The organism is Actibacterium sp. 188UL27-1 (assembly GCF_016901225.1).
Lineage (GTDB): Bacteria > Pseudomonadota > Alphaproteobacteria > Rhodobacterales > Rhodobacteraceae > 188UL27-1.
The window spans coordinates 1-14,595 of the sequence record NZ_JAFEUL010000029.1 but is presented as its reverse complement, the minus strand read 5'-3'; the positions used below and the strand labels follow the sequence as shown (position 1 = coordinate 14,595).

Genomic DNA, 14,595 nt, shown 5'->3' with positions numbered 1-14,595 from the left:
GAGTCGCCAGCGGCGACGGGGGCTGGCCCCCTCCCCGACCTGAACCCGCGATATGCTCTGTTCCTTGCACTGCGCGTTTCGCAGCCGTCCCTATGATGCGCGTTTCGCGCAATACGCCACAAATGCCTTGGCCGGGCTGCGCAGGCGGGGCTTGCCAGAGGCGGCCCAGTAGCGGCGCCAATCGGCCTCCAGCGCGTAGATGTCCAGGCCGGGAGCCGCGGCGCGGGCAGCATCCATGGCCTCGGGCGGCAGGGTCGGGCCATCCGCCTCGATCACATCCATACGGGGGCGGACAAGGACCAGATCCCCAGGCGCGACGCTCAACTCATAATCGGGCAAGGCGGCGGCAGCCTCCATATCGCGGATCATCTTGCGAAACACACGCAAGGGGCTGGCCGACCCCGACTTGCGATGCAGCACAGTCATCGAGACGCGCCAACTGGCCTGCCGCCCGCAATGTTTGCGTGCAATCTCATAGACCCGGCGCTCCAGGGGTTTGCGCAGCGCGAAATAGTCCGGCGACAGCGACAGGACCGACCGCGACAGGATCGCGCGATACAGCCAATCCGACAGGGTCACAGACACGCTGACCATCCGACCAGATCGCGTACGCCGCGTCACCTGCCAGCTTTCGATCAGGCCAAAGCCCGTCGTCGTCTCCACATCGCCGGTGACGATGTTGGTGGTGATGCGGGTGCCGGCCAGCCGCTCGAACGCCTCGACCAGGCGGCGGTAGCTGTCGCCCCCGGTTTCGCGGCGGGTGGATTTCAGCAGGTCATGGGCCACCAGTTCCAGCCGCTTCGAGACATCGCGCCCGGCATTCAGCGCCGCCACCAACTGGCTGATGCAATAGATCAGGATGTCCTTGTCATGGATCGTGGCCAGCCCCTTGACCGACGGCGTAATCTTGATCCGCGTCGTCCCATGGGCATAGTCCAGCACCCGCCGATCAGGCCGGGTGGAAAGCGAAAAAACGGGATGCTCCATGCTGGCCATATCATCCTTGGGTAAGGCAGTGGCGATATCGCAGAGAAAAAAATCCGGGGTGACAGCACCGGATGCAGGAGGAGGGTGGAAAGGCTGCTCGGCCATTTTGACTTCGGTGTTTTATTTACACCCAAAGTAAGCGGCATAGCGCGCCAGGTCCATCACCGGTTCGGGGGTTTGGAGTCGGGAGTTCGGGGGTCTGGAGTCACTTTTTCGGGGGTTTGGAATCGCGTGATCCAGAAAAGCCTGCAAAACATGTTTTTATTCAATGGGTTACGAAATTTCAGGATTACCTTAACTATAAATAACAAATTGAATAACAGCAGGCGCATCTTCAGCAGCCTGATAGCAGCCAGACCACCCTATTGAATTTGCTTAGAAAAATCTGGGCCTATCCTTTTTTCTTTCATATGCGCATAACTTGCGTATCTTGCTTAAAAAGGCGCACATCAAAAGGCGTTACAGGAGCAGCTCAATGGCCAAGGCCCCCGATCACCCACCCTATTTCAACATCTCTCCCGATACAGCTTTGGCTGATCTCGGCCCAGCTGTCACGACAGATGATTTTGCCCATGCCGCAGATATGGCAGGACAAGGACGGGACGATCTGATCCGGCGCGGTCTGAACGCAGAAGGCCAAAAAACCCTGCGCCGGTTTTCGACCTGGGAGATCACCAAATACCTGATCCCCGTGGCCACCCCCCATTTTCGTCGGGTGCTGAAAGCCAACCGGGATCTGCCCCAAGGCCATTCCGACAGCGAGGCAGGCGCCAAATGGTTCACCCTGGATGAGGTGCTGCGCCTGCGGGCCTTCTTTGCCGCCGAAGGGTCCAAGACCAAGGAATACCTACCATACCGGCCCAAGGGGCTGCCTGCAAAAATCGCGGCGGTCGCCAATTTCAAAGGCGGCGTGGGCAAGACCAGTACGGCGGCGCATCTGGCCATGTCGGCGGCCTTGGATGGCTACCGGGTGCTGGTGATTGATCTCGATAGCCAGGGCTCCATGACCTCGATCTTTGGCGGGCGGGTTGCCGATGAATGGCAGACGGTCTTCCCCCTGCTGGCGCGCGACTACGCCGAAAACCTGCAGGCCGAGAACCGGGCGCGCATGGGCCGCGGCGATCCTCCCCTGCCACTTGATGACATGCTGGCCGCGGCGCTGAAGTTGCGCAGCCAGGACCTGATCCAGACCACCCATTGGCCCAATATCGACCTTCTGGGCGCGCAGCTGAACCTTTACTGGGCCGAGTTCCAGGTGCCCGTCTGGCGGATGCAGCTTAAGGGCTGGAAGCTATGGGACGGGCTGGCGAACCGGCTGACGGCGGATGGCGTGTTGGACGATTATGACCTCGTGCTGCTCGATACGCCGCCTGCCTTGGGATACCTGACCATCAACGGGTTGTCGGCTGCGGATATCCTGTTGATCCCGCTGGGCGCGTCCTTTCTGGAATTTGACTCCACGGGGCGGTTTTTCGACATGCTCCACGCCACGTTTGGCTCCATCGAGGAAGGGGAGAACCTGGCCGCCCGCGCCCTGGGCACGCCGGAGCTGCGGTTCGAATGGGATGCCGTGCGCGCCGTGGTCACCCGGTTCGATGCGGCCCAGCAGATGGAATTGGCCAACCTGATGCAGGCCTATATCACCCCCTTCATGTCGCCTTACCGGCAGGATTACACGGCGCTTGTGGGCCAGGCAGGCGAACAGGTGGCGGGTATCTACGAGGCGGATTACCGCGATTTCAACCGCGAAACCTATATCCGCGGGCGCGAGACATTCGATGCCACCTATGCGGCCTTCAAGCGGCTTCTGATCGGGGCCTGGAGGCGCGATGAATTGGCCTCTGATGCTGAAGGAGCTGCATAATGGCCCGCCGTCGCCTGACCCCCGCCGCCCCCAAGCTGGAAACCAAATCCGCGTTCGGTGGCGGGAAGGAGAGCACTCCGCGCCTGACCCCGCCGATTGCCCAGGTGGCCGGGCAATCGGCCGAAGCCGCCGCCTTGCACGAGGTGACCGAAGAGATTGCACGGGCGCGGGCGACAGGCCGCATGGTCCTTGAGGTGCCGCTGGAGCAGATCAAGACCGGGTTCTTGCGCCGCGACCGGTTGGCGCTGGACCCGGAGGAGCTGGAGGCGCTGAAATCCTCCATCCGCGCCCATGGCCAGCGCACACCGGCTGAGGTCAGCCTGCTGGACATCCCGCCGCCTGATCCCAACGGCGTGCCCGAGCCGCACCAGCCTTACGGCCTGGTCTCGGGCTGGCGGCGGTTCTGTGCGCTCAGCGCCTTGCATGGGGAGACCGGGGAGGCGCGGTTTGCCACGCTGCGCGCCTTGGTCCGGGCGCCCGAGGACAGCGCTGACAGCTATGTTGCCATGGTCGAAGAGAACGAGGTCCGCGTTGGCCTGAGCTACTATGAGCGGGCGCAGATTGTCGCCTGGGCCACGCGTCTGGGTGTGTTCGACAGTCACTACACGGCGCTGAAACATCTGTTCGCCACGGCCAGCCGGGCGAAACGGTCCAAGATCGGGTCCTTCATCACGATCCACCAAGAGCTGAGCAGCGTGCTCTACTGGCCACGTCTGATCGGTGAGCGGTTGGGCCTGGCCTTGGCCGCGCGGTTGAAAGAGGGGCAGGGGGATGTGATCTTTGCTGCCCTCAAAGCCGCCGATTGCCAAAGCCCGGAACAGGAACAGGCCGCGCTGGAACGCGTGGTCAAAGGCGATGTTTCGCGCGCGAAACGCCCCCCCGCCACGCCTGAATCCTTGGCCCCCGAAACATTGACCAAAGACATCGATATGGTCCTGACCCAAAAGGCCGGGCGCCTGGACCTGCGGCTGACAGGGGCCGGGGTGACGGATGATTTCGCGGACCGGCTGCGACAGGCTTTGACAGAGATTGGCAAAGGATAGCGGCACCGCGCCCCTCCGATCTCACCGCATGTTTCGCGCGCGAAACGCCCCTCCCATCATGTGTCCAAAAATATCCCGGGGGGGTCGCCGGATCGGCGACGGGGGCTGGCCCCCCCTGCATCGCTCTCCATTCTCGCCCAGCCCTGCAGCGGTGCGAAACCAAAATTGACCGACTGTTGGGCAATCCCGCCACCGTCTCTACCCGCCCCACGATTCCGGTTGGCGGGCCAACGCGGTGCTGTATAAGCAGCGCGACCTATGACTGCCCGGACGACCCCTGAATGATCGCCAAGCTTCGCAACCTCATCTTCCGCAAGGTCGTCGTGAAATCGACGCTGTGGTGGTACCGCACCGTTTACGGCATGAAGATCGGCGACCATACCCGCATCAGCCGCGGCGTGCGGATGGACCGAACCAACCCCAAGGGCGTGACCATCGGCAGCTTTACGGCGATCACGCGGGGGGTCTCGATCATCTCCCATGATTTCGTGATGCGCGAATGGCGGCCTGTCAAAGTGGGCGACAATTGCTTTATCGGGTTCAACGCGATCATCCTGCCTGGCGTCACCGTGGGCAACCATGTGATCGTGGCGGGCAATTCGGTGGTGGTCAAAGACGTGCCCGACAATTGCGTCGTCATGGGCAATCCGGCCCGGGTGGTCGAGCAAAACATCGTGACGGGCCCCTGGGGCATCCGTCTGGACAAGGGCAATGAGACGCCCGTGAAATATTAAGGACGACACAGTATGGCCGACAGTTTGGAACCCGAGATTGCCCGCGTCTTTGCCTCTGTCTGGGCCACGGAAGTGGGCGGTGATGTCCCGGAACTGAAACCGGATACGGTGCTGCTGGAATCGGGGCTGGATTCCTTAGGTTTCGCGATCTTCGTCAGCGAGCTGGAAAACGAACTGGGCTTTGATCCCTTCACGCTGTCGACCGATGCCTATTACCCGCAGACCTATGCGGAATTTGTGGGCTTCTACGAAAAGTACCGACCCGCCGCGTGACGCTGTCTGCGCGCATCGGGGCCTGGCCCGCCGACCACGTTCTGGCGCAGGTGCCGGGGGCTGCACTGGCCGTGGGCGATCTGGCGGGGCAGGGGGCGGCTGTGCCTGCGGATGCTGTGGTGTTGATCTGCCTCGACAATGTGCTGGACCTGGTCCGGGTGCTGTCCGCTTTGGACGGGGCGGTGGCCGGGTTACTGTTGGTCTCCACCAGTCAAACGCCCGAGGTTGTGGCCGAACTGGCGGCTTTGGCCGGGGCCGGGGTGGTTGTGACCGACCGGGCGGACCTCGATGGCGTCCCCGCTGCAGATGTGATCGGCGACCGGACCGGTGACCAGGCGACGGGTTGGATGATGACCACGTCAGGCACGACCGGCATCCCCAAGATCGTGCCCCATACATTTGACAGCCTGTCCCGCACCGTGCGCCGCGATCCGTTCGGCGCGACCCCGGTCTGGGGCCTGGTCTATGAGATGACGCGGTTCGCGGGGCTCCAGGTCGCGCTGCAATCCCTGGCCGGTGGTGGGACGCTGGCGGCAGCGCCACGCCACGCGCCCATGCCGGACCAGGTGGCGTTCATGGCCCAGACCGGTGTCACGCATCTGTCGGCCACGCCCACCCTCTGGCGGCGCCTCCTGATGGTGCCGGGGCTGGAGAGCCTGCCCCTGAAACAGGTCACCATGGGCGGGGAGATCGCAGACCAGGCCGTACTTGATGCCGCGGCGGCGCGGTTCCCGAAGGCCCGCCTCACCCATATCTACGCCTCGACCGAGGCGGGGGTGGGTTTCGCCGTAAATGACCGCCAGGCAGGTTTCCCTTTGCGCTATTGCGACGAGGCACCGGGTGGTGTGGGCATCCGCATCACCGACAGCACGCTCTGGCTGCGCCCCCCCGGCGGTCGGCAGATCCGCTACCTGGGCGGGCAGGCGGTGGAGGTCGATGCCGATGGCTATGTCGCCACCGGGGACATGCTGGAAGTGACCAATGACCGCGCCCTGTTCCTGGGCCGTGATAGCGGTGTAGTGAATGTGGGCGGCGTGAAGGTCTACCCGGAACGGGTCGAGCGTGTGATCGCCGCCGTGCCGGGCGTGGGTCTGGCCCAGGTCATTTCGCGCAAGAACCCGATCACCGGTGCGCTGCTGATGGCCAATGTGGTGGCCGAAGACAGCGCTGACCAAGCCGCCTTGAAGGTGGCCATAACTGAGACCTGCCGCGCCGAACTGGAACGCGAGGCTGTGCCCGCCCGCATCACCTTCGTCGCGGCCCTGGAAATGAATGCCGCTGGCAAGATCAAACGAGGTTAGCCTGATGAAAAACGTTATCGTCACCGGGGTGTCCAAGGGCCTTGGCCTCGCCATTGCGCAGCGCATCGCGGACCTGCCGGAATATCGCCTGATCGGCATGTCCCGCTCGATCGGCGACTATGGCGCCCTGGTCGAGGCGCATCCCGAGCGGGTCGAACACCGGGTGTTTGATGCTGGCGATATCGATGCGATTGCCGGTCATGTCCGCGAGATCACGCAAGAGCATGGCAAGATCTACGGCTTGGTGAACAATGCCGGCATGGGCCTTGATGGCGTACTGGCCACGCAACATGCCAGCGACATCGAAAAGGTGCTGAAGGTGAACCTGGAAGCGCCGATTACGCTGTGCAAATACGCTGCCCGCTCGATGTTGGCCGCGCGTGAGGGGCGGATCATCAATATCTCCTCGATCATCGCTTCGACTGGTTTCCATGGCCTGGCCGCCTATGCCGCGTCCAAAGCGGGGCTCGAAGGGCTCACCCGGTCCTTGTCCCGCGAGGTCGGCAAGATGGGCATCACCGTCAACTGTGTCGCGCCAGGATATATGGAGACCGAGATGACCGAGGGGATCGACCAGCACAAGATGGCCTCGATCCGCCGCCGCGCGCCCCTGGGCCTTGCCCGCCCCGACGATGTGGCAGGCGCCGTGATCTACCTGCTGGGCCCCGATGGTGCCCGGATCTCCGGGTCGGTTATCACGGTCGATGGTGGCTCTACGGCCTGAGGGCGCATATCAGATTTTGTGCCTCCGGCGGGAGTATTTTCAACAATAAGAAACACCAGAAGAAGTGCCCCTGCCATCCAGAGATGACAAGGGACTTTCTCATTGTGCGGTCATCGGCGCTCCCGCCTGTACCGCTCTTATATCAAAAGCGATCTTACTTTCTTATTGGTAAAAATACTCCCGCCGGAGGCACAAATAAACCGCCGAAGGCGGCCCGGCCCAACGCTTTTGGACGCATCTTTGATGCGGCGAAAAGGGGCGGGCGGGCTACCGTTTGGGCCAGAGCGCAAAGCCTAGAACGACGCCCAGCGGATTTAGGATTAAATCGGTAATGTCGAAGGTGCGATAGGGGCAGGGATAGACGCCCCAGAGGCCGGTGACCTGGCTGAGTTCGATGATCAGGCTCAAGGCCAGGCCATAGGCGAGGGCGTGCCACAGGTAAGTGGTATGGCGGGTCAGAGCTGCGCCGACCAAGGCGAAGAACCCGACATTCATAGCGGTGGAGGCTGCCAGCGTGCTGGTGATCCAGTCCATGGGGCCTTGCGCCGTGGCCCAGAGCAGGACCAGCGTGCCGTCATAGTCGAACGGGATTAGAACAGCGGATTTGCACGTATAACCGGGCCTGGGTAGGGGGTGTAGGGCCAGGGCCATCACAAAGAGCGTCGTCAAAGCCAGCGGCCAAAACCGCCAGATCCCGCCACGCATCAGGGACAAAACGCCGACCCCCAACACCGTGCCAACCGCAGCCAGCCCCGCTGCACCGCCCAGGAATTTTGCCAGTTCAGGGATCGTCATGGGGGCGATATAGGGGGAGGCGGGGCAAAGCACGAGGCTTTGTCCCTTTATCACGGCGGATCAATCCGAAAGGTGGCCCATGGCTTTGCCCTCCCTTCCAAGGATCGCCCGGCGCTTGCGGGGAGGCACCCCTCTGCCCGCACCCCTGGTGCAGCCTGCGGCCAGTCCGCGCCGGTTCGAGCGCCATTGCTTTATCGCGGGTCTGCATCGCAGCGGCACCACCCTGGTCGAGCATCTGTTGCAGGCCAGCTGCGCCGTTTCAGTCCTAAGGGCGGATGTGCCGGAAAATGAGGGTCAGCATTTGCAGGATGTGGTGCCCGCGGCGATCCAATGGGGCGGGCCGGGCCGGTTCGCCTTTGCGCCCCAGATGCACACGGCCCCCGCCCAAGGCCCCGAAGCGGAGCGCCAGCGCGATCGCCTGCTGGCCTGTTGGGCCCCTTGGGTGGATGGCGATGCGCCGGTTCTGCTGGAAAAGAGCCCCCCCAACCTGGTGCGGATCCCGTGGCTGCGCAGCCTTTTTCCCGGCGCGCGCTTCCTGATTGTCACGCGCGATCCCCGTGCCGCCGCTGCGGCCACGCTGAAATGGGCGCACAGCACCCATCGCGAGCTGGTCTATCACTGGCATGTGGCCCATGGCGCGGCCCTGGAGACGGCGGGTGAGGATTGCGTCTTTCTGCGCTATGAAGATCTGTGCGCAGACCCGGCTGCGGAACTGGACCGGATCACCACCGCGCTGGATCTGCCGCGCCGGGACAGCCCGCTGGATCTGACCGACCGCTTTGCCGAGATCCGCAACAGCAATGACCGCTACTTGGCCGATCTGCCCCCCACGCGATACGGGCCGGGTGCCTGGGACAGGCTGGGCTATGTGATGTCCTGATGCATGGGCGTGACCTACGGCGCTGCGCCCGAAGGCAAATTGCCTGACCCCCGGCGCCGCGGATCAAGGCGGGTATGCGCACAAAACCCACCTCCCCATGGAGGACGCAAATTATCGGATGAAGGGGACGGCTTTTGGATCTCACCCGTCTTCATATGCCGCGATGACGTCTTGTTCGGACCCGTATGCCTCAATGAGGGGTCCGATCCAGTCCAACACCTGAGCAACGGTCCATTTGTCTTCAACAAGCGTTGCCATGACGTCATACCAATAGGGCTCGTCGGGATGCCAAAGAATGCAGTTTTCGGCATAGAGGAAACTGTTGCACACAATCCAGGCTGTTCGCTTGTTGGCGTCGGTGAAACCATGGCTTGTCGCGATTGAATGCAACAGACAGGCCGCCTTTGACGCAACGGTAGGATAGGGCGTGAGGCCGGAAAATTCTGTATATGGCCGGCCAATCGCACTCAAAATGTCGTCACGGCTTTTGATGCCCCGAACACCGCCGCCGTTTTCCAATGCGGCTTCATGCGCGCCTACCACGTCTTCATAGGTGACGCGGTAATGGTCCGGCACTATCGGTCTGCGAGCTTGATCAGACCCGTTCGGTCACGTCGCGATACGACTTTCACACCGTTTGAAAACTTCCCGGTTTTGGCATTCCGCTGTGTCGACGCGCTGGCTGCGGCGGTCTTTGCCGTTGTGCCACGTTCGGCAAAACGGCCGGACGCCGCCCTTGCGGTGGTTTTTTCGGTGTTTTTGGCCATGGATCACCTCTTTGGCTGAGACATGTCCATGTTCCTCCAAAATTTCAAGCAATCCTTGATGCTTGCGCCGCACAAAACGCGCCGCTGACCATTGGTGGGTTTGGGTTCTGGCTTTGGAAAGCGGGCTGGGCCCGCTGAATGGGCTGTCACACGGGGCAAGTGCCCACGGGAAAAAGGGCCTCCGCCAGGCGGAACCCCTTTCCCCTGTGCCCCTGGTGCACCCCTCGGAAAATCTGGATTCGCCGTTCTGGCGTGTCGTGTTGACCTGTCTTAGCGCCTCTGCCCCTGCAAAAGCGTTAACGTTCCGGCGCCTCTGCCGACAACTTTAACAGTCGCGCGGTCAACGTCTATGCGGCACGCCCAGCCAGCGCTTGCTGCGGGGGCAGGGAGGGGTGAATATTGCCGCGCCGGGCCCGGCGCGGTCGGTCATGGCTTGATGCGACGCGCGCCGGGTGGCAGGGAGCGGGGGAGTGCCGCCCGTCAGGACAATCCATGCCCAACCTGCCCTATGATATCATCATGGCCACCCGGAACCGGCCCGAGGCGGTCGCCCTGTCCCTGCCGCTGATCCTGGCCCAGACCCGGCTGCCCCAGGAAGTGGTGATCGTCGACAGCTCGGACGATCCCGCTCCGATCCGCGCCTTGGCCGAGGCTGCGGCGGCAAAGGGCATCGTGCCGGTGCGCTACACCCATTCGGGGCCCGGCCTGACCCATCAGCGCAATGTGGGGCTGGGGATGACCGGATCGCCCATCGTGATCTTTCCCGATGATGACTCGCTGATGTATCTGGATTGCGCCGCACATATGCTGGCCGCCTATGAGGCCGATACCAAGGGCACCATTGCCGGGGTCTGTGCCCGCCCCGTGGACCATGCCCCGCCTGAGACCGAAGGCGATCTGGGCGCGTACCAGGCGGAGGCGACAAGCTCCGTGAAAACCGCCCTGACTGCAGCCCGCCAGGCCGCCAAGGATGCCCTTGGTTTCACCAATCCCTTTGTCGCCACGGGCCGCAAGCTGAATGCGCAATACCGTCTGCCGGGCTGGGCGGCGCGGCAACAGGTGGTGCGGGTGCCCTATATGACAGGCTTTCGCATGTCCTACCGCCGCGATGCCATCCAGGAGCCGGGCTTTGACGAGACGCTCCAGCGCTATGGCTGGTACGAGGATATCGATGCGTCCTGCACCGCGCTCCGCCACGGCCAGACCGTGGGGGCGCTGCAGGCCCGGATCTATCATCACCGGGTCGCGGCGGCGCGGGCCAATGGCTATACGATGGGGCTGTGGGCGGTGCTGAACCGGACCTATGTCGTCACCAAGCATATCCATGCCAATCCTGGTGTGTTCCGCAGCCCCGGCCTGCACCTGGCGCGGCTGAAAGCCTATTGCCGGGCGCGCGCCCTGGTCTATCGCTTGACCGCGCGGGATGACTTTGCCCGCGACCGGGCCCGTGGTGCCGCCGATGGCCTGGCCCGGATGGATCAGTTGACCCGCGCTGCACCGGATGAGTTGGCCGCGGCCTATACCCGGCTGACGGCGGAAGCTGCATGAGCGCCAAACGCGGGGCGGCCGTCCTGATCAGTGGGCAGGCCGGCGGGTTCATCCTGCGGTTTGTGCGCAATATCCTGGTGGCGCGGCTGCTGACGGTCGAGGATTACGGGATCGCCAGCACCTTCGTTGTGGCCATGTCCCTGGTCCAGATGTCGACCAACCTGAATTTCCGCACCCTGCTGATCCAAAGCCGCGATGGGGATGATCCGGATTTCATGGCCGCGATCCAGGGGCTGAACGTGTTGCGGGGTTTTGCGATCGGGGCGATCCTGTTTCTGACCGCGGCCCCCATTGCCCGGCTGATGGGCCAGCCCGAGCTGATCTGGCCCTATCAGATGGTGGCGATCCTGCCGATCATCGGCGCCTTCGGCCATACGGATGTGGAACGCCTGCACCGCACGATGCGGTTTGGCGCAACGGTGATCCAGAACCTGTCGGCCCTGTCGATGTCGTTGCTGCTGCTGTGGCCCCTGGCCCTGTGGCTGGGGGATTTCCGGGTGATGCTGGGGCTTTACGTGGTCGAGCAGATCACCCGCACCGGGATCAGCCATGTCATTGCCGAACGCCGCTACCGCCTGGTGTGGGACAAGGATGTCGCGATCCAGGGGCTGCGGTTCGGCTGGCCGCTTTTGCTGGCGGGGGCGCTTTTATTCGCCACCCAGCAGGGGGACCGGATCATCGTGGCCAACCAGTTCGGCGCCCATATGCTGGGCCTGTTCAGCGCGGCGGTGAACCTGACCATGCCCCTGGCGCTGCTGCTGGCGGGGCTGAGCCGGACGTTTTTCCTGCCGCTTTTGTCCAAGGCCCAGGATGCGCCGGCGCTCTTTGCCGACCGGGCGGCCTTTGCCATGCAGGCCACGCTTTGTGCCGGGCTTTTGGGTGTGGTGGGGTTCGGTATTCTGGGGCCGCCGGTCCTGTTGGTGATCTTTGGCGAGAAATATACCGAAGCCCTGCCCATGGTCGGCATGATCGGCACGATCTTTGCCCTGGCCATTCCCCGGGCGGGCCTGACCACCGTGGCCATCGCCAAGGGCCATACGATCAACATGCTGATCACCAATTCGGTGCGGATCTCGTTCCTGCCGCTGGTGGTTTGGGTGGCGATCACGACCCAGTCGGTGCTGATGCTGCTGACCGTCAGCCTGATGGCCGAGATGACCGCGCTGTTCGTGGCCTTCCTGCTGTTGCAGTTCCAGACCCGGCTGGGGGGGCTGGGCCGGATGGTGCTGCCCTATGGGCTGGCCGTGGGATGTATCGCGCTGATGGCCGTGGCGATCCACCGGGCACCGGAGAATATTGCGGGGCTGACGCCCCTGTCCCTGGGGGCGGTTGGCCTGTTTCTGGGGGTGGTCCTGTCGTGCCGGACCCTTTTGACAGAGCTGCGCGCGCGGTTTCTGATCCGGGGCTAGGGGTGGGGCGCTCCGGCGGCTATGGTGATGGTGTCAGCCAGGGGCCCCAGATCCGGTAATCTTCGGCATAGTGGCGGCGCAGATCCGCCAACAGGGCGGGGGGCAGATCGTCGGGCCCGATCCTGGGCCCCCCTGTCTGTTCATGGCCCAGCGTCAGGTCCGGCGCGCCGTGGCCTTTCAAATAGGCGGGCAGGGTTTCCAGATCGGGCAGCGTGAAGATCCGGTGATAGCGGCGGGGCCTGTCACCCAGGAAATGGGTCAGCGCCCGTGTATGGTGATCGATCCCGGCATGGAGGCGGGCGTAATCGGGCAGGCGCCGGATAAAGGTTTCAAGATCCGGCGCGCGGGGCAGGCCCGCCGTGTCCAGGGTCCCTTGCGGCAGATCGGCCAGTTCCCCATGGAAGACGACCCGGTTGGCATAGGCCGACAGCACCCGCTGCACCGGGTCGCGGATCACGCAGAACCAGCGTTTGTGCAGGTGCCGGACCGGGTAGAGCGGGTGAAACCGGGTCGTGGGCGCCACCTCATGGACCCGGGCCTGGGCCGCCGATGGTGCGCCTGCGGCCTGGGCGTTATGGATCAGGATCGCGCGCTTGATCGAGGTGCAGGCCGCTTTGGGCACCGGAAAGTACAAAAGCCGTGTGGCGGCAACGGGAATGGGCATGGCTGGCGTCTTTCCGGGCACGAATGGTTGTCAGGGGTAATCGCCCCAGCCCCAGGCGGCAAGCATCGCGCGAAGCGGTGTTCACCATCGATGCGATGTTCTATAGCGCAAGGCAGATGCGCAGAATGGTCAGGGAGTGCTGAAATGGCGTCGATCATGGACCCGTCATATGATCGGGAAGGGCCGGAACCCGTTCACCACAAGCTGTTGATCTGTGCGGCGCCGCGGACCTCGTCCAACATGTTGGCCCGGGCGCTGATGGCGGCGGGGATCGGCCTGCCGGCGGAATATTTCAACCCCAGCTTCTGTCTGGAGGCGGCCGAACGGTGGGACTGCCCCGCGCCGTCCCATGATCACACCACCACCGCGGCCTTTCTGGAGGCGTTGCAGGCGCGGCGTAGTGCGAACGGCGTTTTTGCCAGCAAGCTGCAATTTTGGCAGTTCCAGCGGTTTCTGACCAATCCGGTGGGGCAGGGGCTGTTTGATGGTGCCAAGGTCGTGTTCCTGCTGCGCGAGGATCTGATGGCGCAGGCCGCCTCGTTCGCCGTGGCGCTTGAGACGGACAATTGGGAGACCGGGGCCGAGGCCGCACCCTTGCCCGATGATGCGCCCCTGCGCGAGGATCTGGTGCACCGGTCCTGCGAGGATATGCTGCATGAGGAAGGCAGCTGGCGGCGGTTCTTCCTGCTGTCGGGGATCAAGCCGATGGTGATCCCGGACCGGGTCGTGAACCGCGACACGCGCCGCGCAGTCACCGATATTGCCGAAGCGATGGGGGTGGAGCCCGACCTGACTGGCCTTGATGCCTATCTGGACGGGGCCAAACGCTATGCCACGTTTTCGGGTCGCAAGGATCGCTACAATGCCTATAGCGCCGAGGTGTTCGGCGACCGTGCCTTTGATTACGAGGAATACAACTTCAAGACCCAGCTCAAGCGGGTGGTCGGCAAGAAGGTGACCGGTCTGCTGAAACGCGGATAGGGGAGGCTCCCGCCCCCTTGGGCGATGCGGGGCAAAGCCCCGCAGACCCAAGGCGTTGGGCCCGGCCGCGCCCTGCGGGCGCGGAAAGGCCCGTCCTGCCCCCCAGTGGGTCCCCGGCAGGGTCGCTGGCTGGTGGGCTTGCGCCCCTGACAGACGGCCCCCCGTCTTTTATGGCGCTTCGCGAAATAAGGGGCGCTCACGACTGGCGACGAAAGAGTGCGTCAGCGCGAAACCTGACCTTCAAATGCCGCACCGCCGCAAGTTCGGTCAGATGCAGGTTTTTCGGACGCCACGCGTGATGTTTGAATAACGCACGGCGTGGGCTGGCGTCGGAGAAGCGCTCAGGCACGAAATCGCGGGGCTGGTTTGGGGCGGACCGACTGCAACTATGGGGATTTGAAGCGGTTGACCTGCTTGGCGTTCGCCGGGCAAGTCGCACCAATTGCAGGTTTGGGGTTGGATTGGTGACGTGTGATCGACCTGGGTCCCATTTGGAAGATGCGGGCTTATTTTGTTGAAGAAGTCTTTGTTGTTTTGGGCCAATTCGTTTGCTTCACTTCCTTTTGTCGGATGAGGAGGGATTTGACGATGATGGGTGTTCAGGAAGCTCCGGCTCGGTTGTTTT

16 protein-coding genes are annotated in these 14,595 nt (G+C 63.4%); 11 read left to right on the top strand and 5 right to left on the bottom strand.

Annotated features, from left to right (window positions below):
- Positions 1-90: 90 nt before the first annotated feature.
- Positions 91-1,092 (bottom strand): replication initiator protein A, encoded by a 1,002-nt coding sequence (locus IU397_RS21875; RefSeq protein ID WP_204417655.1) that lies wholly within the window; start codon positions 1,090-1,092, stop codon positions 91-93.
- A 370-nt stretch (positions 1,093-1,462) separates the two neighbouring features.
- Here IU397_RS21875 and IU397_RS21870 point away from each other — a divergent pair, with 370 nt between their 5' ends.
- From IU397_RS21870 to IU397_RS21845, 6 genes are all read left to right on the top strand, one after another.
- Positions 1,463-2,851 carry an AAA family ATPase gene (locus IU397_RS21870; protein ID WP_204417654.1) on the top strand — a complete coding sequence of 463 codons (1,389 nt, stop codon included), beginning with the start codon at positions 1,463-1,465 and terminating at the stop codon, positions 2,849-2,851.
- Positions 2,851-3,894: a ParB N-terminal domain-containing protein gene (locus IU397_RS21865; RefSeq protein WP_204417653.1), complete on the top strand. Its 1,044-nt coding sequence runs from the start codon at positions 2,851-2,853 to the stop codon at positions 3,892-3,894. Before IU397_RS21870 ends, IU397_RS21865 begins: the two co-directional genes overlap by 1 nt.
- A 281-nt stretch (positions 3,895-4,175) precedes the next feature.
- The gene (locus IU397_RS21860; protein WP_204417652.1) at positions 4,176-4,628 is read left to right on the top strand and encodes a DapH/DapD/GlmU-related protein; all 453 of its coding nucleotides are present in this window, start codon (positions 4,176-4,178) and stop codon (positions 4,626-4,628) included.
- A gap of 12 nt (positions 4,629-4,640) precedes the next feature.
- The gene (locus tag IU397_RS21855; RefSeq protein WP_204417651.1) at positions 4,641-4,901 is read left to right on the top strand and encodes an acyl carrier protein; all 261 of its coding nucleotides are present in this window, start codon (positions 4,641-4,643) and stop codon (positions 4,899-4,901) included.
- A complete protein-coding gene (locus IU397_RS21850) occupies positions 4,898-6,202 on the top strand; it encodes a class I adenylate-forming enzyme family protein (protein WP_204417649.1) in 1,305 nt (434 codons plus the stop codon). The genes IU397_RS21855 and IU397_RS21850 overlap by 4 nt, the downstream gene beginning before the upstream one ends.
- 4 nt (positions 6,203-6,206) lie before the next feature.
- Entirely contained in the window at positions 6,207-6,926 is a 720-nt protein-coding gene (locus tag IU397_RS21845; protein ID WP_204417647.1) for an SDR family NAD(P)-dependent oxidoreductase, read from the top strand.
- Positions 6,927-7,193: 267 nt separating this feature from the next.
- Here the strand turns inward: IU397_RS21845 and IU397_RS21840 are convergent, their stop codons facing one another.
- Positions 7,194-7,775, bottom strand: a complete 582-nt coding sequence (locus tag IU397_RS21840; RefSeq protein WP_204417645.1) for a VanZ family protein — start codon at positions 7,773-7,775, stop codon at positions 7,194-7,196.
- A 25-nt stretch (positions 7,776-7,800) separates the two neighbouring features.
- Between IU397_RS21840 and IU397_RS21835 the strand changes: the two genes are divergently transcribed.
- Positions 7,801-8,601, top strand: a complete 801-nt coding sequence (locus IU397_RS21835; RefSeq protein ID WP_204417643.1) for a sulfotransferase — start codon at positions 7,801-7,803, stop codon at positions 8,599-8,601.
- Positions 8,602-8,742: 141 nt separating this feature from the next.
- Here the strand turns inward: IU397_RS21835 and IU397_RS21830 are convergent, their stop codons facing one another.
- Positions 8,743-9,177 carry a Fic family protein gene (locus tag IU397_RS21830; RefSeq protein ID WP_204417642.1) on the bottom strand — a complete coding sequence of 145 codons (435 nt, stop codon included), beginning with the start codon at positions 9,175-9,177 and terminating at the stop codon, positions 8,743-8,745.
- 15 nt (positions 9,178-9,192) lie between these two features.
- Between IU397_RS21830 and IU397_RS21825 the strand changes: the two genes are divergently transcribed.
- From IU397_RS21825 to IU397_RS21815, 3 genes are all read left to right on the top strand, one after another.
- Positions 9,193-9,387, top strand: coding sequence for a hypothetical protein (locus IU397_RS21825; protein ID WP_204417641.1), 195 nt, complete (start codon positions 9,193-9,195; stop codon positions 9,385-9,387).
- Between the two features lie 473 nt (positions 9,388-9,860).
- Entirely contained in the window at positions 9,861-10,916 is a 1,056-nt protein-coding gene (locus tag IU397_RS21820; RefSeq protein ID WP_204417640.1) for a glycosyltransferase family A protein, read from the top strand.
- Positions 10,913-12,325 carry an oligosaccharide flippase family protein gene (locus IU397_RS21815; protein ID WP_204417639.1) on the top strand — a complete coding sequence of 471 codons (1,413 nt, stop codon included), beginning with the start codon at positions 10,913-10,915 and terminating at the stop codon, positions 12,323-12,325. The genes IU397_RS21820 and IU397_RS21815 overlap by 4 nt, the downstream gene beginning before the upstream one ends.
- 19 nt (positions 12,326-12,344) lie before the next feature.
- Here IU397_RS21815 and IU397_RS21810 read toward each other — a convergent pair whose 3' ends face one another.
- Positions 12,345-12,989 carry a sulfotransferase family 2 domain-containing protein gene (locus tag IU397_RS21810; RefSeq protein WP_204417638.1) on the bottom strand — a complete coding sequence of 215 codons (645 nt, stop codon included), beginning with the start codon at positions 12,987-12,989 and terminating at the stop codon, positions 12,345-12,347.
- A 144-nt stretch (positions 12,990-13,133) separates the two neighbouring features.
- Between IU397_RS21810 and IU397_RS21805 the strand changes: the two genes are divergently transcribed.
- A complete protein-coding gene (locus tag IU397_RS21805; RefSeq protein ID WP_204417637.1) occupies positions 13,134-13,970 on the top strand; it encodes a Stf0 family sulfotransferase in 837 nt (278 codons plus the stop codon).
- 267 nt (positions 13,971-14,237) lie between these two features.
- On the opposite strand, the gene IU397_RS21800 is transcribed toward IU397_RS21805, so the two are convergent.
- Positions 14,238-14,595: hypothetical protein (locus tag IU397_RS21800; RefSeq protein WP_204417636.1), on the bottom strand; the 358-nt coding region annotated here is incomplete at its 5' end.